At 51.8% G+C, this 22,540-nt stretch carries 34 protein-coding genes; 32 read left to right on the forward strand and 2 right to left on the reverse strand.

The window, feature by feature from the left end:
- The first annotated feature begins 11 nt into the window (after positions 1-11).
- The 13 genes from fusA to BQ7364_RS18060 all read left to right on the forward strand — a co-directional run bounded on the left by fusA (position 12) and on the right by BQ7364_RS18060 (position 11,480).
- Positions 12-2,090, forward strand: coding sequence for an elongation factor G (gene fusA, locus BQ7364_RS14610; RefSeq protein WP_072685389.1), 2,079 nt, complete (start codon positions 12-14; stop codon positions 2,088-2,090).
- 78 nt (positions 2,091-2,168) lie between these two features.
- Positions 2,169-3,353 carry an elongation factor Tu gene (tuf, locus tag BQ7364_RS14615; protein WP_072685390.1) on the forward strand — a complete coding sequence of 395 codons (1,185 nt, stop codon included), beginning with the start codon at positions 2,169-2,171 and terminating at the stop codon, positions 3,351-3,353.
- 102 nt (positions 3,354-3,455) lie between these two features.
- Positions 3,456-4,781, forward strand: coding sequence for a helix-turn-helix transcriptional regulator (locus BQ7364_RS14620; RefSeq protein WP_072685391.1), 1,326 nt, complete (start codon positions 3,456-3,458; stop codon positions 4,779-4,781).
- Between the two features lie 100 nt (positions 4,782-4,881).
- Positions 4,882-5,373: a Sec-independent protein translocase subunit TatA/TatB gene (locus BQ7364_RS14625; protein WP_072685392.1), complete on the forward strand. Its 492-nt coding sequence runs from the start codon at positions 4,882-4,884 to the stop codon at positions 5,371-5,373.
- 29 nt (positions 5,374-5,402) lie between these two features.
- The gene (gene tatA / locus BQ7364_RS14630; RefSeq protein ID WP_072685393.1) at positions 5,403-5,576 is read left to right on the forward strand and encodes a twin-arginine translocase TatA/TatE family subunit; all 174 of its coding nucleotides are present in this window, start codon (positions 5,403-5,405) and stop codon (positions 5,574-5,576) included.
- Positions 5,577-5,581: 5 nt separating this feature from the next.
- Positions 5,582-6,358 (forward strand): twin-arginine translocase subunit TatC, encoded by a 777-nt coding sequence (gene tatC, locus BQ7364_RS14635; protein WP_072685394.1) that lies wholly within the window; start codon positions 5,582-5,584, stop codon positions 6,356-6,358.
- A 175-nt stretch (positions 6,359-6,533) separates the two neighbouring features.
- Positions 6,534-7,295 carry a DUF975 family protein gene (locus tag BQ7364_RS14640; RefSeq protein WP_072685395.1) on the forward strand — a complete coding sequence of 254 codons (762 nt, stop codon included), beginning with the start codon at positions 6,534-6,536 and terminating at the stop codon, positions 7,293-7,295.
- Entirely contained in the window at positions 7,279-7,944 is a 666-nt protein-coding gene (locus BQ7364_RS14645; RefSeq protein WP_072685396.1) for an HAD family hydrolase, read from the forward strand. The genes BQ7364_RS14640 and BQ7364_RS14645 overlap by 17 nt, the downstream gene beginning before the upstream one ends.
- Positions 7,945-8,211: 267 nt before the next feature.
- The gene (locus BQ7364_RS14650; protein ID WP_072685397.1) at positions 8,212-8,421 is read left to right on the forward strand and encodes a FeoA family protein; all 210 of its coding nucleotides are present in this window, start codon (positions 8,212-8,214) and stop codon (positions 8,419-8,421) included.
- 13 nt (positions 8,422-8,434) lie between these two features.
- The gene (locus BQ7364_RS14655) at positions 8,435-8,656 is read left to right on the forward strand and encodes a FeoA family protein (protein WP_072685398.1); all 222 of its coding nucleotides are present in this window, start codon (positions 8,435-8,437) and stop codon (positions 8,654-8,656) included.
- 66 nt (positions 8,657-8,722) lie between these two features.
- On the forward strand, positions 8,723-10,894 hold the full coding sequence (feoB, locus tag BQ7364_RS14660) for a ferrous iron transport protein B (protein ID WP_072685399.1): 2,172 nt from the start codon (positions 8,723-8,725) through the stop codon (positions 10,892-10,894).
- Between the two features lie 28 nt (positions 10,895-10,922).
- The gene (locus BQ7364_RS14665) at positions 10,923-11,219 is read left to right on the forward strand and encodes a FeoB-associated Cys-rich membrane protein (protein WP_072685400.1); all 297 of its coding nucleotides are present in this window, start codon (positions 10,923-10,925) and stop codon (positions 11,217-11,219) included.
- An 84-nt stretch (positions 11,220-11,303) separates the two neighbouring features.
- Positions 11,304-11,480, forward strand: a complete 177-nt coding sequence (locus BQ7364_RS18060; protein ID WP_159432822.1) for a FeoB-associated Cys-rich membrane protein — start codon at positions 11,304-11,306, stop codon at positions 11,478-11,480.
- Between the two features lie 38 nt (positions 11,481-11,518).
- Here BQ7364_RS18060 and BQ7364_RS14670 read toward each other — a convergent pair whose 3' ends face one another.
- Positions 11,519-11,878, reverse strand: a complete 360-nt coding sequence (locus tag BQ7364_RS14670) for a MerR family transcriptional regulator (RefSeq protein ID WP_072685401.1) — start codon at positions 11,876-11,878, stop codon at positions 11,519-11,521.
- 76 nt (positions 11,879-11,954) lie between these two features.
- Between BQ7364_RS14670 and BQ7364_RS14675 the strand changes: the two genes are divergently transcribed.
- Positions 11,955-13,145 carry an MFS transporter gene (locus BQ7364_RS14675; protein ID WP_072685402.1) on the forward strand — a complete coding sequence of 397 codons (1,191 nt, stop codon included), beginning with the start codon at positions 11,955-11,957 and terminating at the stop codon, positions 13,143-13,145.
- 157 nt (positions 13,146-13,302) lie between these two features.
- On the opposite strand, the gene BQ7364_RS14680 is transcribed toward BQ7364_RS14675, so the two are convergent.
- Positions 13,303-14,004, reverse strand: a complete 702-nt coding sequence (locus BQ7364_RS14680; RefSeq protein WP_072685403.1) for an alpha/beta hydrolase — start codon at positions 14,002-14,004, stop codon at positions 13,303-13,305.
- Positions 14,005-14,494: 490 nt separating this feature from the next.
- Between BQ7364_RS14680 and rpsJ the strand changes: the two genes are divergently transcribed.
- The 18 genes from rpsJ (at position 14,495) to rplR (ending at position 22,528) form a co-directional block, all read left to right on the forward strand.
- On the forward strand, positions 14,495-14,806 hold the full coding sequence (rpsJ, locus tag BQ7364_RS14685) for a 30S ribosomal protein S10 (protein WP_020226047.1): 312 nt from the start codon (positions 14,495-14,497) through the stop codon (positions 14,804-14,806).
- Positions 14,807-14,825: 19 nt separating this feature from the next.
- The gene (gene rplC, locus BQ7364_RS14690; protein WP_006058565.1) at positions 14,826-15,518 is read left to right on the forward strand and encodes a 50S ribosomal protein L3; all 693 of its coding nucleotides are present in this window, start codon (positions 14,826-14,828) and stop codon (positions 15,516-15,518) included.
- Positions 15,519-15,521: 3 nt separating this feature from the next.
- Complete coding sequence (gene rplD, locus BQ7364_RS14695) at positions 15,522-16,151, forward strand: 50S ribosomal protein L4 (RefSeq protein WP_006058566.1); 630 nt, start codon at positions 15,522-15,524, stop codon at positions 16,149-16,151.
- On the forward strand, positions 16,151-16,438 hold the full coding sequence (gene rplW, locus BQ7364_RS14700) for a 50S ribosomal protein L23 (protein ID WP_006058567.1): 288 nt from the start codon (positions 16,151-16,153) through the stop codon (positions 16,436-16,438). The genes rplD and rplW overlap by 1 nt, the downstream gene beginning before the upstream one ends.
- Positions 16,439-16,501: 63 nt before the next feature.
- Positions 16,502-17,335: a 50S ribosomal protein L2 gene (gene rplB, locus BQ7364_RS14705; protein ID WP_072685404.1), complete on the forward strand. Its 834-nt coding sequence runs from the start codon at positions 16,502-16,504 to the stop codon at positions 17,333-17,335.
- A 20-nt stretch (positions 17,336-17,355) separates the two neighbouring features.
- Entirely contained in the window at positions 17,356-17,625 is a 270-nt protein-coding gene (gene rpsS, locus BQ7364_RS14710; RefSeq protein ID WP_006058569.1) for a 30S ribosomal protein S19, read from the forward strand.
- An 11-nt stretch (positions 17,626-17,636) separates the two neighbouring features.
- Positions 17,637-17,969 carry a 50S ribosomal protein L22 gene (gene rplV / locus BQ7364_RS14715; RefSeq protein WP_006058570.1) on the forward strand — a complete coding sequence of 111 codons (333 nt, stop codon included), beginning with the start codon at positions 17,637-17,639 and terminating at the stop codon, positions 17,967-17,969.
- Between the two features lie 11 nt (positions 17,970-17,980).
- Complete coding sequence (rpsC, locus tag BQ7364_RS14720) at positions 17,981-18,787, forward strand: 30S ribosomal protein S3 (RefSeq protein ID WP_072685405.1); 807 nt, start codon at positions 17,981-17,983, stop codon at positions 18,785-18,787.
- Positions 18,788-18,789: 2 nt separating this feature from the next.
- Complete coding sequence (rplP, locus tag BQ7364_RS14725) at positions 18,790-19,206, forward strand: 50S ribosomal protein L16 (RefSeq protein ID WP_006058572.1); 417 nt, start codon at positions 18,790-18,792, stop codon at positions 19,204-19,206.
- A gap of 3 nt (positions 19,207-19,209) precedes the next feature.
- On the forward strand, positions 19,210-19,410 hold the full coding sequence (rpmC, locus tag BQ7364_RS14730; RefSeq protein ID WP_006058573.1) for a 50S ribosomal protein L29: 201 nt from the start codon (positions 19,210-19,212) through the stop codon (positions 19,408-19,410).
- A gap of 15 nt (positions 19,411-19,425) precedes the next feature.
- Entirely contained in the window at positions 19,426-19,686 is a 261-nt protein-coding gene (rpsQ, locus tag BQ7364_RS14735) for a 30S ribosomal protein S17 (RefSeq protein WP_020226055.1), read from the forward strand.
- Between the two features lie 21 nt (positions 19,687-19,707).
- Positions 19,708-20,076, forward strand: a complete 369-nt coding sequence (gene rplN, locus BQ7364_RS14740; protein ID WP_020226056.1) for a 50S ribosomal protein L14 — start codon at positions 19,708-19,710, stop codon at positions 20,074-20,076.
- A 13-nt stretch (positions 20,077-20,089) separates the two neighbouring features.
- Positions 20,090-20,410 carry a 50S ribosomal protein L24 gene (gene rplX / locus BQ7364_RS14745; RefSeq protein WP_006058576.1) on the forward strand — a complete coding sequence of 107 codons (321 nt, stop codon included), beginning with the start codon at positions 20,090-20,092 and terminating at the stop codon, positions 20,408-20,410.
- Complete coding sequence (rplE, locus tag BQ7364_RS14750; protein WP_240281466.1) at positions 20,407-20,949, forward strand: 50S ribosomal protein L5; 543 nt, start codon at positions 20,407-20,409, stop codon at positions 20,947-20,949. The genes rplX and rplE overlap by 4 nt, the downstream gene beginning before the upstream one ends.
- Positions 20,950-20,963: 14 nt before the next feature.
- A complete protein-coding gene (locus tag BQ7364_RS14755) occupies positions 20,964-21,149 on the forward strand; it encodes a type Z 30S ribosomal protein S14 (RefSeq protein ID WP_006058578.1) in 186 nt (61 codons plus the stop codon).
- 26 nt (positions 21,150-21,175) lie between these two features.
- Positions 21,176-21,577 (forward strand): 30S ribosomal protein S8, encoded by a 402-nt coding sequence (gene rpsH / locus BQ7364_RS14760; protein WP_039864159.1) that lies wholly within the window; start codon positions 21,176-21,178, stop codon positions 21,575-21,577.
- Between the two features lie 27 nt (positions 21,578-21,604).
- Entirely contained in the window at positions 21,605-22,150 is a 546-nt protein-coding gene (gene rplF, locus BQ7364_RS14765) for a 50S ribosomal protein L6 (protein WP_072685406.1), read from the forward strand.
- A gap of 21 nt (positions 22,151-22,171) precedes the next feature.
- Entirely contained in the window at positions 22,172-22,528 is a 357-nt protein-coding gene (rplR, locus tag BQ7364_RS14770; protein ID WP_072685407.1) for a 50S ribosomal protein L18, read from the forward strand.
- The last annotated feature ends 12 nt before the right edge of the window (positions 22,529-22,540 follow it).

Genomic DNA, 22,540 nt, shown 5'->3' on the forward strand with positions numbered 1-22,540 from the left:
AGGAGAAATTTATGGCTCGTGAATTTTCGCTAGAAAATACCCGTAATATCGGAATCATGGCTCACATTGATGCTGGCAAGACCACCACAACGGAACGTATCCTTTATTACACCGGAAAAACTCATAAACTGGGAGAAACCCATGACGGCGCCTCTCAGATGGACTGGATGGCGCAGGAACAGGAACGTGGCATCACGATCACTTCTGCGGCCACAACCGCTTCCTGGAAAGGCCACCGCATCAATATCATTGATACTCCGGGTCACGTCGACTTCACGGTTGAAGTTGAACGTTCCCTGCGTGTCTTAGACGGCGCGGTTACCGTTCTGGATGCCAAAGCCGGCGTTGAGCCGCAGACGGAAACTGTCTGGCGTCAGGCGTCGACCTATAAAGTTCCGCGGATCGTTTTCTGTAATAAAATGGATGCGACCGGCGCAGACTTCATGATGTCGGTGCGCAGCATCGGCGATCGCTTAGGCGCGAAAGCGGCGGCGATCCAGCTGCCGATCGGCGCGGAAAACACATTCCGCGGCATCATCGACCTGCTGGAAATGAATGCGATCTTCTACGCTGACGATCTGGGAACCAAGATGGAAGTCAAGGAAATCCCGGCGGATATGCTGGAACAGGCGCAGCAGCTGCGGGCGGAGCTGATCGAAAAAGCAGCCGATTACGATGATGAACTGATGATGAAGGTATTGGAAGGCGAAGAGCCAACGATTCCTGAAATCAAAGCGGCGATCCGTAAGGGCGTCTGCTCGTCGGAATTCTTCCCGGTTCTGTGCGGTTCCGCTTATAAGAACAAAGGCGTACAGCTGATGCTGGATGCTGTTATCGACTACCTGCCGTCCCCGCTGGATATCCCGTCCATCCAGGGTCACCTGGAAGACGGCACGCAGGAAGCCCGTCATGCCAACGACAGCGAACCGTTTGCGGCGCTGGCGTTCAAGGTCATGACCGACCCGTTTGTCGGCCGTCTGACTTACTTCCGCGTTTACTCCGGAACGGCAACGGCAGGCTCTTACGTCCTGAATGCGACGAAGGATACGCGCGAACGTTTCGGCCGTATCGTTCAGATGCACGCGAATCACCGTGCGGAAATCACGGAAGTCTTCGCCGGTGATATTGCGGCGGCGGTCGGCTTAAAGGCCACGACGACCGGCGATACGCTGTGCGATGAAAAAGCCCCGATCATCCTTGAATCGATGGTCTTCCCGGAACCGGTTATCCAGATGTCCGTTGAGCCGAAGACCAAAGCGGACTCCGATAAGATGGGCCTGGCGTTAGCGAAGCTGGCGGAAGAAGACCCGACGTTCAAGACGTACACGGATGAAGAAACAGGCCAGACGATCATCGCCGGTATGGGCGAATTGCATCTGGACATCATCGTCGATCGGATGCGCCGTGAATTTAAGGTTGAATGCAACGTCGGCGCGCCGCAGGTTGCTTATCGTGAAACGATTCGCCAGGCGGCCGAGTGCGAAGGCAAGTTTGTCCGTCAGTCCGGCGGTCGCGGTCAGTATGGCCACGTCTGGATCAAATTTGAACCCAACGAAGAAGGCAAGGGCTTCGAATTTATCGACGCTGTTGTCGGCGGCACCGTTCCGCGCGAATACATCAAGCCGACTCAGGAAGGCCTGGAGGCAGCGCTGAACAACGGTTTAGTCGCAGGCTATCCGGTTGTCGATATCAAGGCTACGCTGTTCGACGGTTCCTACCATGAAGTCGACTCGTCTGAAATGGCGTTTAAGATTGCGGCTTCGATGGCCTTGAAAGAAGCGGCTAAGAAATGTAAGCCGGTGCTGCTGGAACCGATCATGTCGGTTGAAGTCACAGCGCCAAACGAATACCTCGGCAGCGTGATGGGCGACATCACCAAGCGCCGCGGTCAGATCCGCGATCAGGAAGAACGTGCCAACGCAATCGTTGTCCGCGCTTTCGTACCGCTGTCTGAAATGTTCGGTTATTCCACGGATCTGCGTTCGTTTACCCAGGGCCGCGGCAACTATGTAATGCAGATGGACCACTATTCAGAAGTTCCGAAGAGCATTGCTGAAAAAATCGCCAAGAAAAACGCTTCCGCTGAGTAATCTGACCTTGATTTCTTCGGACGTTTATCTTAAAATAGACTTGGCTAATTGAATGGAAAATTAGGAGGAATTTGCAAAATGGCAAAAGCAAAATTTGACAGATCTAAAGAGCATGTCAATATCGGTACCATCGGTCACGTTGACCATGGTAAAACTACACTGACAGCCGCTATTACAAACCACCTGGCAAAGAACGGTATGGCGGAAGCGAAAGCTTACGACCAGATCGACGGTGCACCGGAAGAGAAGCAGCGCGGTATTACAATCAACACAGCTCACGTTGAATACCAGACGGCTACTCGCCACTACGCTCACGTTGACTGCCCGGGCCACGCTGACTACATCAAGAACATGATCACTGGTGCAGCTCAGATGGACGGCGCGATCCTGGTTGTTGCGGCAACTGACGGACCGATGCCTCAGACACGTGAACACATCCTGCTGGCTCGCCAGGTAGGCGTTCCTGCAATCGTTGTATTCCTGAACAAGTGCGACATGGTCGACGATGAAGAACTGATCGACCTGGTTGAAATGGAAGTTCGCGAACTGCTGAGCGAATATGGCTTTGACGGCGAAAACGCTCCGGTTATCCGCGGTTCCGCATTAAAGGCTCTGGAAGGCGATCCGGCTTGGGAAGGCAAGATCGACGAACTGATGGATGCTGTTGACAGCTACATCCCGACTCCGGCACGTGACGCTGACAAGCCGTTCCTGATGGCTGTCGAAGACGTCTTCACCATCACAGGCCGTGGTACTGTTGCGACAGGCCGTGTTGAACGTGGTATCTTGAAGCTGGGCGAAGAAGTTGAAATCGTCGGTATCCATGATTCCAAGAAGACCGTTGTTACCGGTATCGAAATGTTCCGTAAACTGCTGGACTACGCTGAAGCAGGCGATAACATCGGTGCGCTGCTGCGTGGCGTTAACCGTGATGAAGTACAGCGTGGACAGGTCCTGGCGAAGCCGGGAAGCGTTCATCCGCACACGGAATTCAAGGCTCAGGTTTACGTTCTGACGAAGGAAGAAGGCGGACGTCATACACCGTTCGTTTCCAACTACCGTCCTCAGTTCTACTTCCGTACAACGGACGTTACAGGCGTTATCAAACTGCCGGAAGGCGTTGAAATGTGCATGCCGGGCGACAACGTTGAAATGACGGTTGAACTGATCGCTCCGATCGCTGTTGAACAGGGAACAAAGTTCTCTATCCGTGAAGGCGGCCGTACCGTCGGTTCCGGAAACGTTATCGAAATCATTAAATAAGTTTCGGTCATCGTTAAAAAATTCTGAAAAGAGATCCTCTGCGGATCTCTTTTTTGCGTTTGGACAGGGGGAATGCTATAATAAAAAACAGGAGAAAATCGCATGAAACCATTCCGACATGATTACATTACCTCTCAAGTTCTGCGCTTTCATCAGACGGCGCTGCGTTATTCCGACTCCGCTTTGAGTGTTGTCGCCCTTCTGGAGGGTCAGGCCCAGGTGAAGCGGTTCAGCCGGCTGAGTGAAATGAACGCCGGGGATGTTTTTTTTGTCAATGCCGGGGAAGTGTGGGCCATGACATCGCGCGAAGGCTGCACGGCATTGTGTGTGGAGATTGAAACGGCGCTGCTGCCGCAGGTCAGCTATCCCTATGCCGAGCGTCTTCAGCTGGTGGATTCGTTAGTCGATCCCGATCAAACCCGCGAGGTATCGCTGGTTTACCGCGATTGTATTTTTCTGAAGGATATCCTGGAAACCTACGCGTTGTTCAATCAGGAAGAAAAAGTGGCTCAGCGGCCGCTGATGGAAGAAAAGCTGGGCCTGACGCTGGTTATGGAATATAATGTGCAGAACGAAGTTAACCGGCAGTTCCGGGCGGTCAGTGAAGATAAATTCGTGCGGTATTACCGGATCATTGATTATATTGTAACGCATCTGCAAGCGAAGCTGACGCTGCAGCAGGCTGCGGATGCGGAGAAAATGCAGAAGAGCTATTTTGCCCAGCTGTGGAAACAGAATGAACATATGACGTTTCTGGAGTGCGTCAGCCGCTGCCGGCTGCGGGAGGCGGAGCGGCAGCTGTTGTTTACACCGGAAAGCAACGCCGGTATCTGCAAGGCGTGCGGCTTTTCCGATTCCAAGTATTTTTACCGCAATTTCCAGCAGGAGTTTCAGATGACGCCAAGTCAGTGGAAAAGTCAGTGGACGCAGGGGCGCTGTCCGGATGAAGTGGTTCTGCCTGTGGAAGAAGGACTGCGTTATGTCGCGGCGCAGCAATGTCAGCTGGACTATGTGAAGACGGATACCCGTCTGTATCAGCAGTATCTGTGGCTGCGCGAGTGTCCGGCAATGAAATCGTCAACATTGGAGCTGAATCTCGATCTGTATCATCCTGATAATGTGCTGATGCTCGCTCAGCAGCGGGTTTTGACGTGGTATGGCTTCGATCTGCTGATGAACATCGTGCGCCAGCGCCAGCTGCCGGTCACGCTGCAGCTGCGGATGGACTGTCTGCTTGACCTGCAGGATCGGCAGGAATTTGAGGAATTGATCGCTCAGGTCTATGCCCGTCTGGGAACCCGGGTTACGAAAAACTGGAAATTTGAACTGATCTGCCGCTCGGCTCAGGAACTGGATCATGCGGAAAAACTCTGCAGCTGGCTGCAAAAGAAACTGCCTGCCTGCAAGGCGGTCTGTGTTCTTGCGTGAATGGTCAATATATCAAAAAATAAAATGATAAAAATATAAATATACGCTATACAAATCTCAGGCGACTTGTTATAATAATCTCACAAAGGAGAAACGGGGTATGAAGATAGGAATTGCCGAGATCATTGTGATCTGTGTGATCGCGCTGGTGGTCTTAGGACCGGAGAAGCTTCCGATCTATGCTAAAAAGCTGGGGGCGTCGCTGAAAGAAGTCAAGAAAGTGACGGGCGATCTGTCCAAGGACATCCGCGAGAATATCGTCGAACCGCTCGATGAAGCGAGCGCGCCGTTAAAGGAAGCGATCGAACCGATCGTGTCGCTGAAGGAAGACGTCAACAAGTCGATCGACGATGTGACGAAGTCATTCAAGACGATTGGCAAGCCGGCGAAGAAGGAAGAGGCCAAGCCGGAGGTCATCGAAGCGGAAGTGACGGAAACCGCCGCTGCAAAAGCAAAGACAGAAGCGGAAATGCAGCCGGAAGTTTCGGCTGAAGAAAAGCCGACGTTAGCGGAGGCATATACGGGCCGCAAAGCACCGCGCCGTCAGCGTCCAGCAGCTAAAACCGCAGGCCGCCGCTCGCATAACGCGTAATTGATCAATAAAATCAGGAGGGAAAAATTATGTTTGGAAAATTGGGAACTACGGAATTATTAGTCATCTTAGTTATCGTCATCATCGTCTTCGGACCAAAGCAGCTGCCGAAGTTAAGCAAGATGTTTGGCAAGACGATCAAGAACTTCAAGGAAGGCATGTCCGATAATAAGGATTCCGACAAGTCTGACGACGAAGAATAAGCAGTATGGCGAAGCATAAACAGAAACAGGAACAAGAGAATGATGAAGCGGTCATGTCGCTGACCGGTCATCTGAAAGAACTGCGCAACCGGATCCTGGTTGTGATCGCAGTTCTGTTCGCTGGCTTACTGATCTGTTTCAACTACGCGGGGCCGATTGTCAACCTGTTGACCCAACAGGGGACCGAGCTGGGCTATCAGTTCGTTTACCTTTCGCCGCAGGCGCTGTTCATGCAGTATATCAAGGTCGCGCTGATCGGCGCCGTCTGCCTCGGTTCACCGGTGATTCTGTATGAAATCTGGGCGTTTATCCGTCCGGGGCTGGAACGAAAGGAAAACTTCGTGTTCTTCTTCGCGATGGTAGCCGGTTTGTTTTTCTTCATTCTCGGCGCGGGGTTCGCGTATAAGATCGCGCTGCCGTTCATGTTGTATTTCTTCATTCATGTCAACGCGTCGGCGTCGATCATCGCGTCGATTTCGATTGAAAGTTATCTCAGCTTTATCATGACGATCTTTATCACCTTCGGCACGGTGTTTGAAATGCCGGTTGCGACGGTAATTCTGACTCAGCTGGGGCTGATGCGGCCGGAATGGATGGTCAAAGGCCGCTCGGTGGTAATCGTTGTGATCTTCATTGTCGCCGCGATCATTACGCCGCCGGACGTTGTCTCGCAGATCATGATCGCCCTGCCGATGCTGCTGCTGTATCAGCTGAGCATCTGGCTGTGCCGGGTTTTCCGCAAACGCAAAATTGCCGGCAATGAGGACGAAGAGGAAGACTAAGAAGAGGAAAAAGCGAAGGCTAAGGATGAGCCGAAACAGTCATAAGCATGGATTCTCAAACCAGGTCAGGAGCGATCCTGATCTTTTTTTGTTCTCTATTGAACAGTTGTCTGCTTTCTTTCTGGGATTTTTCACAGTCTTCGTGTAAAATGAAATTGGAATGGGGGAGATTATTATGTTTGTACGCGCAGAATTAAAAAGCCGGGCCAAGGCGGTATTGAGCCGAAAGTATTTAAAACTGTTTGTGGCGTGTTTGTTTTTGTACTGGCTGGGGAATGGCGTTGGAAATTTCAAGATCTTTTCGATCAACTTCAACTTCAGCGGGCCGACGACGCAATGGCTGGATGCCATGACGATCACGCTGTTTGGCAAGACGTTTGTTGGATTGAGTTCCTTAATGGGGCTGTTTGGTCCGCTGGTTTTGATGTATACGCTGTTGTCGGCGGCAGTTGCGGTGCTGATCCGGCTGATCGTACTGAATCCGCTGAGCTTCGGTTTGATGAATTATATGAAAAAAGCGTCCACGGATGAGGAAAACGCCAACGATGTGTTTCGCTGCTTCAATCAATGGGAAGAATTGAAACGGGTAGCGCTGACCGGATTCTGGCGGGATCTGATCGTATCTTTGTATTCACTGTTGTTCGTCATTCCGGGGATTGTGAAATCATACAGCTATCGGTTTGTGCCGTATTTGACTGAGGATGAACCGGATCTTGATCCGCAGCAGATTCTGGCGCTTTCCCAGGAAATGACGCAGGGAATCAAACTGGATTTGTTTGTGCTGGATCTTTCCTTCTTTTTATGGTATTTATTAGGGGCGGTGACATTCAATATCGGCACTTATTTCATTCGTCCATACGTCAATCAGACGGATGCAGAGTGCTATTTGGAAGTCAGAAATCAATATTATGGAGGAACGCATGAGGACTGGGATTAAAGGAATTTTGTTTGATTTGGATAATACGCTGATCGACCGGCAGGCGGCGGCGGACGCCAAGATCAGGAAGTTGGTCGACGCACTGTTTCCGCAGCTGCGGGAAGAGCCGGTGGAGCGGGAAAACGTCGTTCAGAAGCTGCTGACCTGGGACGAATATGGCTCGATCGAGAAAATCCACATGTACTCGATGCTGGCAAAGGAATACGGCTTAAGCCAGGAACAGGTCGACGCATTGTGCAAGGACTGGTATGAAACCTTCGGCGATTATACGGTAGTTTTTCCGCAGGCTCGTTCCGTGGTGGAACAGCTGAAGAAAAAATATAAGGTTGGGATTGTGACCAACGGGAATTCACGGATGCAGCGGCGTAAGCTGGAATTGTGCGGCCTGGCGGATCTGTTTGAAGTGATCGTCATTTCCGGAGAATTCAAAGCGCACAAACCGGATGTGGAAATCTTTTTGGAAGGCGCGCGCCAGCTGGAGCTGCCGCCGGAAGAAATCGCGTTTGTCGGCGATACGTTCTTCACCGACATTATCGGGGCTTACCGGGCAGGCATGCAGCCGATCTGGATTTTTGCGAATCCGGGACAGCAGTGTCAGGCGGATTTGCCGCGGATTTACCGGATTGAGGAATTGCTCGATCTGTTGTAGGAGATGAATAAAACAGGCGGGGGAAAGCGGATTCGGAATACAGGAATCAAGGCTGGAACCTGGCCTTTTTCTTTTTTGGGAAAGCTAAAGAGCAAAACCACAGCTCAGGCCATGAAGTAAAAAGCATTTGTCAAGCTGAATGCTCAGAAAAAAGGAAAATCCTTCAAAAAAAGATTGACATAATTGTTAGTCTAAGATAACATATAACCTGTAAGTTAGCTAAAGCTAATTAAACTGATCTTTTTACTTCAAGGAGGGGGGAGGTTGATGCCGTTAACATTCGCACAGGCTGGACAGATCAACGCTGTAAAACGAATCGGCGGGAAGGAAGAAGTTCGGTGTTTCTTAAATTCACTCGGTTTTACCGAAGGCAGCGAGGTCATGCTCGTTTCGCAGAACCAGGGCAACGTCATCGTCAAGGTGAAGGGGTGCCGTGTGGCCATCAGTAAGGAAATGGCCAATAAGATCATGATATAAAAGGGGGGATAGAATGAAAACGTTAAAGGATATCCGGGTCGGAGACACCGTTTCCGTCAAGAAGCTTCATGGCGAAGGCGCGGTTAAGCGCCGAATCATGGACATGGGCATTACGAAGGGTGTCGAAGTCTATGTGCGCAAGGTTGCGCCGCTGGGCGATCCGGTGGAGATCAACGTCCGCGGTTATGAATTATCGCTGCGCAAAGCCGACGCCCAGATGATCGAAGTGGATTAAAGGCCGGAGGGCCTGTCTTTTTTGGGTATATAGTTAGCTTAAGCTAATTTTTAGGAGGGATAGAACATGGCAGTTAAAATTGCGCTGGCCGGCAATCCGAACAGCGGAAAAACAACACTTTTCAACGCTCTGACGGGTTCCAATCAATTTGTGGGCAACTGGCCGGGCGTCACGGTCGAAAAGAAGGAAGGCAGGTTGAAGGATCGGAAGGAAGTCACGATCACCGATCTTCCGGGGATTTATTCCCTTTCCCCATATACGCTGGAAGAAGTCGTCGCCCGGAATTATCTGATTCACGAACGTCCGGAAGCGATTCTGAACATTGTCGACGGCACGAATCTGGAACGCAATCTGTACTTAACCACACAGCTGCTGGAGCTGGGCATTCCGGTCGTCGTTGCCATCAATATGATCGACGTCGTCAACAAGAACGGCGATCAGATCAACACGCAGCTGCTCGCCAGGGCACTGGGATGCGAAGTCGTCACGATTTCGGCGCTGAAACAAACAGGTATTCAGGAAGCCGCAGCGCTGGCCGTCAAATTGGCGAAGCAAGGGCAAGTCTTGCCGCCAGTGCATCGCTTTAGTCCGAAAGTGGAACAGGTGCTCGACGCGATCCTCTCCCAGCTGCCCGCAGAAGTCCCTTCGGCGATGCGGCGTTTCTACGCGATCAAGCTGTTTGAGCGCGACGATAAAATTGCGGCGATGATAAGCGGCGTCCCAGATGTCGAAGCGCTGATTCAAAAAGCGGAAGACGAGCTGGATGACGACGCGGAAAGCATCATCACTAACGAACGATATAATGATATCAGTTCGATCATTCGCACATGTTATACAAAGAAAAATCAATCCCGGATGTCGGTTTCTGATAAAATCGACACGATCGTGACCAACCGCTGGCTGGCGCTGCCGATTTTCATTCTCGTCATGGCGCTGGTCTACGCGATTTCGATGGGCGGTTGGTCAATCTCGATCGGCACGCTGGGTACAGACTGGGCCAACGACGTGTTGTTCGGCGAGTGGGTGCCGGGCACAGTCGACGCTTTCTTACAGATGATGGGCGTCGGCGGCTGGCTCGCCAGTCTGATTCAGGACGGAATTGTCGCGGGGGTCGGCGCGGTCTTGGGCTTCGTGCCGCAGATGCTCGTGTTGTTCTTCCTGCTTTGCATTCTTGAAGATATCGGCTACATGGCGCGAATTGCGTTCATTATGGACCGGATCTTCCGTCGGTTCGGTTTAAGCGGCAAGAGTTTTATCCCGATGTTGGTGGCGACCGGCTGCGGCGTGCCGGGAATTATGGCTTCGCGGACGATCGAACAGGATCGCGACCGGAAAATGACGATCATGACAACCGGTTTCATTCCCTGCGGTGCGAAAATGCCGATCATCGGTCTGTTTGCCGGGGCGTTGTTCAACAATTCCGCCGCAGTTGCGGCATCAGCGTATTTCATCGGCGTGGCCGCGGTGATTATAAGCGGAATCATCCTGAAGAAGTTTAAGATGTTTGCGGGCGATCCGGCGCCATTTGTCATGGAATTGCCGGCCTACCATATTCCCTCGGCATCCAATGTGCTGCGGGGAACATGGGAACGCGGTTGGTCGTTTATCAAGCGGGCCGGTACGGTTATTCTGTTAAGCTCGATTGTCTTGTGGTTCTTACAGGGCTATGGCTTTGTGGACGGCGTCTTCCAGGCGGTTGAAGATAACAACAGCTCGCTGCTGGCGCTGATCGGCAATGCGGTATCCTGGATTTTCTATCCGCTGGGCTGGATCGGCGATATGGCGTGGAAAGCAACAGTGGCAACGGTAACCGGCCTGATCGCCAAGGAAGAAGTTGTCAATACCTTCGGTGTCCTTTACCATTACAGCGGGGAACTGAGCGAAGCGGGCAATGAGATTTGGACGCTGATCGCGGCGGATTTCACAGCCCTCTCGGCGTACAGCTTCATGATTTTCAACCTGTTGTGCGCGCCATGCTTCGCGGCGATGGGTGCGATCAAACGGGAGATGAACAATCCGAAATGGACGCTTGGGGCGATTGGCTACATGTGTGGTTTTGCTTACGCCGCCGCCATGATCGTCTACCAGATCGGCGGCCTGATCACAGGCGAAACGCCGTTTACCGTGTTTACTGGGATCGCGATTGTCCTGCTTGCGGCTTTAGTTTATCTGTTAATCCGGCCATATAAAGAAAGTCGGACACTGGAAGTCGATCTGAAGGAAACCACAAAAATTTAAAAGCCGGAATCGGCGGAAAGGAGAACGAATGCTCGCTGCTATTCAAAGTTATTTTGGCGAAGGCGTTGTATTGTTGATCGTGATCGACGCCTGCCTGTTGGCGATCCGCAGTCTGCGGCGGCAACATCGTCAAGAAGGCTCCTCCTGCGCAGGCGGCTGCGCGGGCTGCGGCATGACGGGAATCTGTCACAGTGAAGGGCCGCAGAACCCGCTGCTCAGCGCTTACCGGCACGATCATCCTTCGGGGCAATCACCGCAATACCCTGGCTCATTTTCCGGCGGCGATTCAGCGTCAGAGCACGGCTGCGAAATTGGAAAACGATAGCTCAGCGTCCAACCTTCCGGTCATTTCCATTCATGCCCTGTTAAAATCCTGATATAATAAAAAAAAGAAAGGCGGGGATGAACAATGGCGACGTTGCTTGTAATATTGATCATCGGAGGCTGGACGGCCTACTGCCTGATCCGGCTGCGCTCCAAAAAGAACCGGGGCTGCGCGGCCTGCGCCAGCTATCAAGCGGGCAGCTGCCGGATGAAATCGGCATTGTGCGATTACCGCAAGGATCACCCGCGTTGCGATCAATAAGAAAATCCCGTCTGTCGCCTGTGACAAACGGGATTCGTTTATTTTTTCGGTGTGTTGAACAACCTCATCTTGCGTTTTAACACCGCCAGATTTTCCTGCAGCGCTTCAATCTGATGCTCAATCTGAGCTTGGTGACGCTCAAATAAGGCAGTTCGCTGTTCCAACGTCGCATCGCCCTTGCGGATCAGCTCGACGAACTCGCGGATTTCTTCGACCGGCATGCCGGTTCGTTTTAAGCACTGGATGATCTGCAGCAGCCGGAGATCGTCTTCGGTAAAGATGCGGACCTGGCCCGCACCGCGCCGCAGCGGACCGATTAACCCGCGCTTTTCATAATACCGCAGCGTGGAAGCGGGGATGCGGAGCCGCTCAGAAATTTCTTTGATCGAATAATCCATACCATTTCTCCTTTTCGGCTTGACTTCAACCTGGGTTTAACTTGTATTATAGAGAAGTCATAAGGGGGATGCAAGCATGACAAAAAAGAAATCAGTGTTCAGAATGCTGGTGATCACGGTCTTGTTGGGAATCGGCATGAATTTCCATCATCCGGTGACGCCGACCTTATATACGGCGATGGGACTGCCGTCGCGGATTTTCGGAACGTCGATGGCGGTGATGTGCTTCTTTTCATTTCTAACGTCTGTATTCTGGGGCGAGTTCAGCAATCATCTCGGCCGCGTGAAGGTCTTTACGATCTCCTGCGTCTGTTATGGGCTGGCGCAGCTGAGTCTGGGCTTCTCATCGAGTGAGCTGATGGTGCTGATCTCACGCGGGGCGGCCGGGGCTTTTTCCGGCGGCGCGATCGTGGCGACGATGGCGTATGTGATCGACGTCAGTGAGCCTGCAAAACAGGCTTCCAATCTGGCGGTCTATACGGCGATGCAGTCCGCTTCGCTGGCGGTGGGCTATCTGCTGGGCGGCGTTCTGGGAACGATTCACTTCCAGCTGGCGTTCAACGTTCAGGCGGTCTGGATGATCGTGCTGGGCGTGGGCGCAATGTTCTTTGTCGAAGATTCGATTGTGGATCCGCAGACTGTTCGTCCGCGCGTGCTGCTGAAAACCGTCAATCCGTTCAACTCCTTTGCCAGCGCCCGCAGTCTGATGAGCACCGTCATGATCCTGTTTCTGACCGTCGTCTTTCTGACCGGCTTCGCCAGCAACTGCCATGAAAATGCGTTTAACTATTTCTTGAAGGCCGAGCTGGATTTTAAACCGGTTTATAATGGATTAATCAAAGCGGTCATCGGTCTTATCGGCCTGATCGCAAATTTCTCCATCAATCTGTGGATCATCCGCCGCACTGAGGTGAAGAAATCACTGATCGCCGTGCTGGCGCTGTGCGCGCTGAGTGCAGCGGGAGCACTGATTCCGGGCAATCTGACGCTGTTCATTGCGATGAACCTGATTTTCTTTACCGCCAATGCCGTTTATCAGCCGATCACGCAGGCTTTATCCGTGGAGGGGCGAAAAAACAGCGAAGTCGGCATCATCACCGGTCTGTTCAACGCGATCAAGTCGATGGGCAATGTGCTCGGCTCACTGGCTGCGGGGATCGTCTACGACCTGAATATGTTGTTTCCGTTTGTGCTGAGCGCCGGAGCGTTCGCACTGTCGGCTGCTGCGGCGCTGGCGTACTGGCGCAGCGCGAAGCGGCCGTCTTGAAATAGAATAAGATCATAAAAAAGCTGTAACGTTTGAAGATAAAAATCAGAAGCGCTGCAGCTTTCCTTTATATAAAGGAAGAACAGAAAAGAACAGAACCGGAAAGGATCAGGTTAAGCAGTCTTGGCCGGTCAGAGCACAAGAACTCCTGGAATGATCAAAAATGGAACTGATCGGCGATGAACGCGGCGATGGTGTTCAACGCCAGCGAAGCGTAGACCGGATCGTCCAGAATCGCATGGCCGACCCCTTCCAACATGATCAGTCCCTTCTGCGCGGCCGGAATTTTTTTGTAGATCTTGCGGCTGGATGAAACGGAAATGGTTTCGTCATCCGTACCGTGGAAGATCAGCACCGGACATTCCACCAGCGCGGCATCCTGCTTCAACAGATCGACGACGTTCATGAACACCGAAGTAAAATCAGCGGGCAGCGGCGGATACGGGTCAGGCTGTTCTTTTTTTCCGGGGCTGCTGAACCAGCCGGTGATGTAATCCGCGGCGTTGGCGACATTGATATAATTGAATGCCGGCGCCAGCAGAATCAACTTCTTTACCGGTTTGACAGCGGCCAGATGCGCGGCGATGACGCCGCCCATCGAGAAGCCGACCAGAATGACTTCCGCGTTCTGGGCTGCCAGCTGATCGACGACTTCCTCAGCCCGCTGGATCCATTTCTGCGGATCGACATCCTGCGGGTTGCGCGGATTAAATAACTCCGGCATGATCAGTTCGATGTTCTTGGCGGCGAGGAAATTTTTTAACGGCAGAAACTCATCGGTCCGCCGCCGTCCAAACCCATGCAGCGCGACAACGACCTGCCGGCGTTCCTGTTTTCTAAACTTCAGAAATTCAAACATGCGCTCACCTCCTGAAAGTATCCTTATTATAATATAAATCAGACCTGCATAGAAACGGAATCCTGCGAAATCTGTCAAAGATTCGTTAATCTTGCCAGATGTAAGCGCTGCCAGACGAAAAATATCGTGAAATTGGGCGAAAAACAGTGAAAATCGCCTGCGGATAGTACCTTATTTTGGGAAGAATTCGGTCAGGAAGATAATAATGGCACACTGATCTTCGTTGCCAGGGAATTGTTGAAATCATTGATTTTCGAAACTTGAAAAGAGCTTGATCTGAAGCCGTATTTCCAAGTTTTTAACTTTTTTGAAAAAAGTGTTGCATTGCCTGTTTTTGAGTGCTATAATAGCGAAGCATTCGCATGGACGTGGGAGGTTGCCGGCACGCTGATCGGCGTTGTCACGATAGCGCCAGCTAAGCGTGAAGACCGGGGAATTCACACCGAGCGAATCTGCCGAAACGGCGGATGAAATGAAGGAGGAAGATTTCATGGCAAAAAACAGCGTAAGAATTCGTTTAAAAGCTTACGAACACAGAATCCTGGATACAGCCAGCGAAAAGATCGTTAAGGCTGCTCAGGAACACGGCGCAAAGAAAGTCGTCGGACCTGTACCCCTGCCGACAGAGAAGCAGGTGGTAACCATTTTGAGAGCTGTTCACAAGTACAAAGATTCGCGTGAGCAGTTTGAAATCAGAACACATAAGCGTTTGATCGAGATCGTCGGACCGACTGCAGAAACCATTGACGCATTGAGCCGTCTGGAACTGCCGAGCGGCGTCGACATCGAGATCAAGCTGTAAGGACAGTGGAGGTGACATCATGAAAGGTATTTTAGGACGTAAACTTGGCATGACGCAGGTATTCACTACGGACGGCGTATTGATTCCTGTCACGGTCGTAGAAGCGCTGCCGAACGTAGTGCTGCAGAAGAAAACCCTGGAAAACGATGGCTACGAAGCTGTTCAGCTGGGATTTGAAGATCTGAGCGAAAAGGGTTCCAACAAAGCTGAAAAGGGTCATGCTGCCAAGGCATCGACCGCAGCGAAGCGTTTCGTCCGCGAAATCCGCGGCACGGAAATGACAAACCTGGAAGTCGGCAACGAAGTGAAGGTTGATCTGTTCGCCGCCGGCGAAATCGTCGACGTAACCGGCACCAGCAAGGGCCGCGGCTACAACGGCACGATCGTCAGAAACAACGCGACAATGGGCCCGAAGACCCACGGCGGATCCAAGAACATGCGGCATATCGGTTCTCTGGCTACAACCGGACGTAACAACGGCCGGATCGAAAAGGGAACGGCTGGCGCTGGCCAGGAAGGTGGATATACCACCACGACACAGAATCTGGAAATCATCAAGGTTGATGTTGAAAACAACTACATGCTGATCAAGGGCAATGTCCCGGGACCGAAGCGCGGACTGGTTGTTGTTAAGTCATCCGTCAAAGGAACAGCTGCTGTTTCGGCCAAGGATCTGATCAGCTATTCCGAAGAAGCAAAAGAGGAGGAATAACAGATGCCAAAGTTAAATGTATATAACCTGGAAGCTAAAGAGATTCGCGAAATCGAACTGGCTGAGGCTGTATTCGGCATTGAACCTAATCAGCAGGTCATGTTTGACGCGCTCATCATGCAGCGTGCGAATATGCGTCAGGGTACGCATGACACCAAGAGCCGTCACGAAGTCAGCGGCGGCGGCAAGAAGCCTTGGCGTCAGAAGGGCACAGGCCGTGCCCGTCAGGGTTCCATCCGCGCTCCGCAGTGGAGAGGCGGCGGCATCGCCTTCGGCCCGACGCCGCGCAGCTATGCTTACCGTCTGAACCGCAAGGTTCGCCGGTTGGCTTTAAGATCGCTGCTTTCTGAAAAGGTCATTGAAAACAACCTGGTTGTCGTCGATGCGCTGAAGTTCGACGCGATCAAGACAAAGGAATTTGTCAAGGTTATGGATGCGTTCAAGTTTGAAGGCAAAACGCTGTTTGTAGCGGATATCGCCGAGGACTTCGACAATGCCTTCATGTCCCTGCGCAACATTCCGAACGCTGCCTTATTGACAGTTGAAGAACTGAACGCCTTCGACATCGCCAACGCTCAGAAGCTGGTTATGACGGAAGCGGCTGCCAACAAAGCTGGGGAGGTATTCGCATAATGAGTAACGCAAGAGATATCATTATCCGCCCGATCATCACTGAAAAGACGATGAAGCTGATGGACACTGACAACAAGATCACTTTCGCGGTCGCAAAGGGCGCGAACAAGACGCAGGTCCGTCTGGCTGTTGAAGAAATTTTCGGCGTCAAGGTTGAACAGGTCAACATTCTGAACTGCAAGCCGAAGACGAAGAGAATGGGCAAATACGTCGGTAAGACGAGCGCTGTCCGCAAAGCAGTTGTCAAGCTGCCGGAAGGACAGGATATCAACTTATTCTCGGAATAAGCTGATCAACATATCGGAAGAACACGCTATTTCCGGAAAAATGCGTAAGGAGGACTAAATCCAATGGCGATTAAGAAATATAAACCAACGACTCCAGGTCGTCGCGGTATGTCAAGCCTGAGCTTCGAAGAAATCACATCGACTTCTCCAGAACGCTCGCTGCTTGAACCGCTGTCCAAAAAGGGCGGCCGCAACAACACCGGTCGGATCACAACCCGTCATCAGGGCGGCGGACACAAGCGTCAGTACCGCGTGATCGACTTCAAGCGTAATAAAGACAACATCCCGGCGAAGGTCGCGACGATCGAGTACGATCCGAACCGTTCCGCCAACATCGCGCTGCTGAATTATGCAGACGGTGAAAAGCGCTATATCCTGGCTCCGAAGGGAATGCAGGTCGGACAGACCATCGTTTCCGGCGAAGCGGTCGACATCAAGGTCGGCAACGCGATGGAGCTGCGCAACATCCCTGAAGGTACTTTCGTTCACAACGTTGAACTGAAGCCGGGCAAGGGCGGCCAGCTGGCACGTTCCGCTGGTGTTTCCGCACAGATCCTGGGTTCCGAAGGCCGCTACACGATTCTGCGTCTGGCCTCTGGCGAAGTCCGCAAGGTTCTGAGCAACTGCCGCGCTACCATCGGTACGGTCGGCAACGAAGATCACAGCCTGGTTAACCTGGGTAAGGCTGGACGTTCCCGCTGGCTGGGCATTCGTCCGACAGTCCGTGGTTCCGTCATGAACCCGAACGATCACCCGCATGGCGGTGGTGAAGGCAGAACTCCGGTTGGCCGTAAATCACCAATGACGCCGTGGGGTAAGAAAGCCATGGGCGTCAAGACCCGCAAAACCAAAAAGGCGTCTACGAAATTAATCACACGCCGCCGCAACGGTAAGTAAACGAAAGGAAGGAAGCTAAAATGAGTCGTAGTTTGAAAAAAGGACCGTTCTGTGATGACCATTTAATGAAAAAAGTGGAAAAGCTGAACGCGTCAGGCAAGAAAGAAGTCATCAAAACATGGTCTCGCCGTTCCACTATTTTCCCGCAGTTCGTTGAACATACGTTCGCGGTTTACAACGGTAAGGAACATGTCCCTGTCTATGTCACAGAAGATATGGTCGGCCATAAACTTGGCGAATTCGTCCCAACCCGCAAATTCGGCGGTCATGGCGACGACAAGAAAGCGTAGGAGGTGCCACAATGGAAGTCAAAGCAACAGCGAAAACTGTCCGCATCGCCCCTCGCAAAGTCAGACTTGTTCTGGATTTAGTCAGAGGCAAAGATGCGAAGGAAGCAGAAGCAATCCTGAAGTTCACACCGAACCACGCTGCCGAAGCGGTTGGGAAAGTGCTGAAATCAGCCGTTGCCAATGCGGTCAACAATCATCAGCTGGATGAATCAAAATTGTACGTTAAAGCGTGCTATGCCAACGAGGGAATCACCATGAAGCGTTTCATGCCTCGGGCAAAGGGCAACGCCGCTCAGATTTTAAAGCGCACCAGCCACATTACTGTTGTGGTTGAAGAACGGTAGGAGGTACTCTCATGGGTCAGAAAGTTAGTCCAATTGGAATGCGTGTCGGCGTCATCCGCGACTGGGAATCCAGATGGTATGCTGAAAAAGATTACGGCACCCTGTTGATGGAAGACGTCAAAATCCGTGAATTCCTGTTTAAGGAACTGCATGCGGCTTACGTTTCCAGAATCGAAATCGAACGCTCTAAGAACCGTGTTGAGATCATCATCCGTGCCGCTCGCCCGGGCGTGATCATCGGCAGCAACGGTGAAAGCATTGAAATCTTAAAGAAGAAGCTGCAGAAAATGTGCGCTGGCAAGCAGATTCACATCAAAGTGGTCGAAGTTGCCAATCCGGATCTGGATGCACATCTGGTCGCTCGCGCTATCGCTGAGCAGTTGGAACAGCGTGCTTCGTTCAGAACCTGCCAGAAGCGTCAGATTCAGAAGACGATGCGGGCGGGCGCCAAGGGTATCCGTACCCTGGTTTCCGGCCGTTTAGGCGGCGCGGATATCGCGCGCAGCGAAGGCTATTCCGAGGGCGTCGTTCCTCTGCATACGCTGCGTTCGGACATCGACTTCGCGATTGTCGAAGCGATGACGACTTACGGCAAGCTGGGCGTTAAAGTCTGGATCTGCCGCGGTGAAGTCCTGCCGGGCCAGATGGTTCAGGAACCGGAAGCACCGAAGATGCCTCAGGGCCGCGATCGCCGGCGTGGCGGACGGAATGACCGCCGCGGCAACCGCAGCAACAATAACAACAACCGCAATGCCGAAGCCAGGGAAGCTAAAGCAGCTGCACCAAAGGCTGAAGGAACCGTTGAAGGAGGTAATTAATCATGTTAATGCCTAATAGAACAAAATACAGAAGACCTCATCGCCAGAGTTACGAAGGTCGCTCGAAGGCTGGACGTGAGATCGTATTCGGTGAGTATGGATTAATTGCTTACTCCGGTGCGTACGTCAGCAACCGTCAGATCGAGGCGGCGCGTGTCGCCATGACTCGTTACATGAAGCGTGGCGGCCAGGTTTGGATCAAAATCTTCCCACATCTGGCAATTACGAAGAAACCGCTGGAAGTCCGAATGGGTTCCGGTAAAGGCGCACCTGAAGGATGGGTAGCCGTAGTTCAGCCAGGCCGCGTCCTGTTTGAAGTCGGCGGCGTCGATGAAGAAACCGCGCGTGAAGCTCTGCGCTTAGCAGCCCACAAGCTGCCGGTCAAGTGCAAATTCGTGCGCCGAGGCGAGGAGGAATAGGAAATGAACGTTAAGGAAATTCGTGATAAGAGCAATACTGAATTACTTCAGGAAATTGAATCTTTAAAAGAAGAGCTGTTCAACCTGCGTTTCCAGCAAGCTACCGGCCAGCTGGAGAATCCTTCCCGCATGAAGGAAATTCGCAAGACGATCGCTCGCATCAAAACTGTCATCACTGAGCGCGAACTCAGTGAGGCGAAATAAGGAGGATAACTGGTCATGGAAAGATCAAACCGTAAAGTATTACGCGGAAAAGTCGTTTCTGATAAGATGGACAAGACCATTACGGTTGAGGTAGCAACCAGCAAGAGTCATCCGCTTTATTCGAAGCGTATTAAATATTCAAAGAAATTCAAAGCACATGATGAGAACAATGAGGCGAAGATCGGTGATATCGTAGAAATCATGGAAACTCGTCCGTTATCCGCGACCAAGCGTTTCCGCCTGGTTAAGATCGTCGAAAAGGCTGTAATTCTTTAATAGCACAAGGAGGAACTGACAATGATTACGAATGAAAGTAGATTAAATGTCGCGGACAACACCGGTGCTAAGGAATTATTAGTCATCCGTTGCCTGGGCGGCAGCAAGCGCAAAAGAGCGAACATCGGCGATATCATCGTCTGCTCGGTCAAGACAGCAGCTCCTGGCGGAACTGTAAAGAAGGGCGACGTCGTCAAGGCGGTCATCGTCCGGACACGTTACGGCATCCGTCGTGAAAACGGCAGCTACATCAAGTTTGATGACAATGCAGCCGTTATCATCAAGGACGACAACACACCAAGAGGAACCCGTATTTTCGGTCCTGTTGCAAGAGAACTGCGTGACAAAGACTTCATGAAGATTGTTTCTTTGGCACCAGAAGTTTTATAGGAGGTGGCTTGAGATGAAAATTAAAAAAGGCGATAAAGTAAAAGTCATCACTGGACATTACAAGGGAACGATCGGCGAAGTTCTGGCCGTTATGCCGAAAGAGAACAAAGTCATCGTTGAGGGTGTCAATCTGATGAAGAAACACCTGAAGCCGACTCAGGCTAACCCGGACGGAGGCATCATTGAAAAGGAAGCTCCGATTCATGTATCCAATGTCATGGCGTATGATTCCAAAGCCAAAACAGCCAGCCGGATCGGCTTTAAGGTCGAAAAGGGCGAAAAGGTCCGCGTATTCAAGAAATCCGGCAACGTCGTCAAGGGAGGTAAGAAATAATGAACCGTCTTGTTGAAAAATACCAGAAGACAGTCATTGAATCTCTGATGAAGCAGTTCAATTACAGCTCTGTCATGCAGTGCCCGAAGATCGAGAAAGTCGTCATCAACATGGGTGTCGGCGATGCGATCGCCAACCCGAAGGCGCTGGACGAAGCAGTTGCCGAACTGACTCAGCTGGCAGGCCAGAAGCCGGTCATCACCAAGGCGAAGAAGTCCATCGCGAACTTCAAGCTGCGTGAAGGCATGCCGATCGGCTGCAAGGTCACCCTGCGCGGTGAACACATGTATGAATTCCTGGATAAGCTGTTCAACATTTCCCTGCCGCGTGTCCGCGACTTCCGCGGCGTCAGCACAACGGCGTTCGACGGTCGTGGCAACTACACGCTGGGCGTGAAGGAACAGATCATTTTCCCGGAAATCAACTTTGATAAAGTAAGCAAAGTACGCGGTATGGACATCGTTATCGTAACGACGGCCAATACTGATGAAGAAGCAAAGGCATTGCTGGCAGGTATGGGCATGCCGTTTGCGAAATAAGGAGGACAACAACCATGGCAAAGACATCAATGAAAATTAAGCAGCAGCGTCCTCAGAAGTACAAAGTCAGAGAGTACACGCGCTGCGAACGTTGTGGACGTCCGCACTCTGTCTTAAGCAAGTACAAAGTCTGCCGTATCTGCTTCCGCGAATTAGCCTATAAGGGCCAGATTCCGGGAGTCAAGAAGGCAAGCTGGTAAGGATACGGAAGGAGGAAAAAGCAATGATGAATATGACTGATCCTATCGCAGATATGCTGACCAGAATCCGTAACGGTGTTCAGGCGCGCCACGAAGCCGTTGAAATTCCGGCAAGCAAGCAGAAGGTTGAAATTGCGAAGATCCTGAAGAACGAAGGATTTATCCTGAATTACGCAGTCACAGGTGAAACCGCTGCAGAAAAGAAGATCACAGTCACTTTGAAATACGGCCCGAATAACGAAAAAGTTATCAGCGGCATCAAGCGTATCTCGAAGCCAGGCTTACGGGTATACGCCAAGAGCGGCTCGATCCCACGTGTCCTGAACGGTTTAGGCATCGCGATCATCTCTACCTCTCAGGGATTGATGACCGACAAAGAAGCAAGAGCGAAGCATACGGGCGGCGAAGTTATCGCCTACGTATGGTAAGCGTGTTAGAGAAAGGAATAGAAAACAATGTCACGTATCGGTAATAAAACGATTACCATTCCAGCCGGTGTTGAAGTCACGGTTGCGGCTGGCAATGAGGTGACGGTCAAAGGACCTAAGGGTACTTTAACACGTCAGTTTAACGAAAACATGCAGATCGATGTCAACGGCAATGAAATCAAAGTCGTTCGTCCGAACGATGAGAAGCATATCAAACAGCTGCACGGCACAACCCGCGCGCTGCTGCACAACATGGTCGTCGGCGTTTCTGAGGGCTTCACCCGTGAACTGGAAGTTGTCGGTATCGGCTTCCGTGCCGCGGTCAGCGGCAACAAGCTGACACTGAACGTCGGCTTCTCTCACCCGGTTGAATTCGAGGTTGAGGAAGGCCTGAAAGTTGAGTGCCCGTCCGCAACTGAAATTAAAGTTTCCGGCATCGACAAGCAGCGCGTCGGCGAATTCGCTGCGGTCGTCCGGGCAACAAAGAAACCTGAACCATACAAGGGTAAAGGTATTCGCTATAAAGGCGAACATGTCCGTCGTAAAGAAGGCAAGACGGCTGGTAAGAAATAGTGGGAAAGGAGAGAGTGAACAATGCTTAAGAAAGTATCTAAAAATGATGAAAGAATTCGTCGTCACATTCGCGTCCGTACAAAGATCAGCGGAACTCCGGAACGCCCACGCCTGAACGTCTTCCGTTCTAACAGCCATATCCACTGCCAGATCATCGACGATGTTAACGGCACGACGTTGGTTGCCTGCAGCAGCGTGGACATGAAGCTGGAAAACGGCGGAAATATCGAAGCCGCAAAGACAGTCGGAACCGAACTGGCGAAGCGTGCTTTAGCTAAGAACATCACTGAAGTTGTATTTGACCGTGGAGGTTATGTTTATCACGGACGTGTCCAGGCCCTGGCCGAAGCTGCCAGAGAGGCCGGACTGAAATTCTAGGAGGGCTCGCTG

This window comes from Holdemania sp. Marseille-P2844, from assembly GCF_900120005.1.
Lineage (GTDB): Bacteria > Bacillota_I > Bacilli_A > Erysipelotrichales > Erysipelotrichaceae > Holdemania.

Excerpts from the sequence above, each read along its gene's own strand:
- BQ7364_RS14755 (WP_006058578.1), top strand. The coding sequence starts at position 20,964 with ATGGCAAAGACATCAATGAAAATTAAGCAGCAGCGTCCTCAGAAGTAC.
- BQ7364_RS14655 (WP_072685398.1), top strand. The coding sequence starts at position 8,435 with ATGAAAACGTTAAAGGATATCCGGGTCGGAGACACCGTTTCCGTCAAG.
- BQ7364_RS14665 (WP_072685400.1), top strand. The coding sequence starts at position 10,923 with ATGCTCGCTGCTATTCAAAGTTATTTTGGCGAAGGCGTTGTATTGTTG.
- tuf (WP_072685390.1), top strand. The coding sequence starts at position 2,169 with ATGGCAAAAGCAAAATTTGACAGATCTAAAGAGCATGTCAATATCGGT.
- rplD (WP_006058566.1), top strand. The coding sequence starts at position 15,522 with ATGCCAAAGTTAAATGTATATAACCTGGAAGCTAAAGAGATTCGCGAA.
- rpsQ (WP_020226055.1), top strand. The coding sequence starts at position 19,426 with ATGGAAAGATCAAACCGTAAAGTATTACGCGGAAAAGTCGTTTCTGAT.
- feoB (WP_072685399.1), top strand. The coding sequence starts at position 8,723 with ATGGCAGTTAAAATTGCGCTGGCCGGCAATCCGAACAGCGGAAAAACA.
- rplN (WP_020226056.1), top strand. The coding sequence starts at position 19,708 with ATGATTACGAATGAAAGTAGATTAAATGTCGCGGACAACACCGGTGCT.
- rplF (WP_072685406.1), top strand. The coding sequence starts at position 21,605 with ATGTCACGTATCGGTAATAAAACGATTACCATTCCAGCCGGTGTTGAA.
- rpsC (WP_072685405.1), top strand. The coding sequence starts at position 17,981 with ATGGGTCAGAAAGTTAGTCCAATTGGAATGCGTGTCGGCGTCATCCGC.
- rpsH (WP_039864159.1), top strand. The coding sequence starts at position 21,176 with ATGAATATGACTGATCCTATCGCAGATATGCTGACCAGAATCCGTAAC.
- rplX (WP_006058576.1), top strand. The coding sequence starts at position 20,090 with ATGAAAATTAAAAAAGGCGATAAAGTAAAAGTCATCACTGGACATTAC.
- BQ7364_RS14625 (WP_072685392.1), top strand. The coding sequence starts at position 4,882 with ATGAAGATAGGAATTGCCGAGATCATTGTGATCTGTGTGATCGCGCTG.
- BQ7364_RS14640 (WP_072685395.1), top strand. The coding sequence starts at position 6,534 with ATGTTTGTACGCGCAGAATTAAAAAGCCGGGCCAAGGCGGTATTGAGC.
- rplR (WP_072685407.1), top strand. The coding sequence starts at position 22,172 with ATGCTTAAGAAAGTATCTAAAAATGATGAAAGAATTCGTCGTCACATT.
- rpsS (WP_006058569.1), top strand. The coding sequence starts at position 17,356 with ATGAGTCGTAGTTTGAAAAAAGGACCGTTCTGTGATGACCATTTAATG.
- rplV (WP_006058570.1), top strand. The coding sequence starts at position 17,637 with ATGGAAGTCAAAGCAACAGCGAAAACTGTCCGCATCGCCCCTCGCAAA.
- fusA (WP_072685389.1), top strand. The coding sequence starts at position 12 with ATGGCTCGTGAATTTTCGCTAGAAAATACCCGTAATATCGGAATCATG.
- rplW (WP_006058567.1), top strand. The coding sequence starts at position 16,151 with ATGAGTAACGCAAGAGATATCATTATCCGCCCGATCATCACTGAAAAG.
- rplP (WP_006058572.1), top strand. The coding sequence starts at position 18,790 with ATGTTAATGCCTAATAGAACAAAATACAGAAGACCTCATCGCCAGAGT.
- BQ7364_RS18060 (WP_159432822.1), top strand. The coding sequence starts at position 11,304 with ATGGCGACGTTGCTTGTAATATTGATCATCGGAGGCTGGACGGCCTAC.
- rplC (WP_006058565.1), top strand. The coding sequence starts at position 14,826 with ATGAAAGGTATTTTAGGACGTAAACTTGGCATGACGCAGGTATTCACT.
- rplB (WP_072685404.1), top strand. The coding sequence starts at position 16,502 with ATGGCGATTAAGAAATATAAACCAACGACTCCAGGTCGTCGCGGTATG.
- rpmC (WP_006058573.1), top strand. The coding sequence starts at position 19,210 with ATGAACGTTAAGGAAATTCGTGATAAGAGCAATACTGAATTACTTCAG.
- tatA (WP_072685393.1), top strand. The coding sequence starts at position 5,403 with ATGTTTGGAAAATTGGGAACTACGGAATTATTAGTCATCTTAGTTATC.
- BQ7364_RS14670 (WP_072685401.1), bottom strand. The coding sequence starts at position 11,878 with ATGGATTATTCGATCAAAGAAATTTCTGAGCGGCTCCGCATCCCCGCT.
- rpsJ (WP_020226047.1), top strand. The coding sequence starts at position 14,495 with ATGGCAAAAAACAGCGTAAGAATTCGTTTAAAAGCTTACGAACACAGA.
- BQ7364_RS14680 (WP_072685403.1), bottom strand. The coding sequence starts at position 14,004 with ATGTTTGAATTTCTGAAGTTTAGAAAACAGGAACGCCGGCAGGTCGTT.
- BQ7364_RS14620 (WP_072685391.1), top strand. The coding sequence starts at position 3,456 with ATGAAACCATTCCGACATGATTACATTACCTCTCAAGTTCTGCGCTTT.
- BQ7364_RS14645 (WP_072685396.1), top strand. The coding sequence starts at position 7,279 with ATGAGGACTGGGATTAAAGGAATTTTGTTTGATTTGGATAATACGCTG.
- tatC (WP_072685394.1), top strand. The coding sequence starts at position 5,582 with ATGGCGAAGCATAAACAGAAACAGGAACAAGAGAATGATGAAGCGGTC.
- BQ7364_RS14675 (WP_072685402.1), top strand. The coding sequence starts at position 11,955 with ATGACAAAAAAGAAATCAGTGTTCAGAATGCTGGTGATCACGGTCTTG.
- BQ7364_RS14650 (WP_072685397.1), top strand. The coding sequence starts at position 8,212 with ATGCCGTTAACATTCGCACAGGCTGGACAGATCAACGCTGTAAAACGA.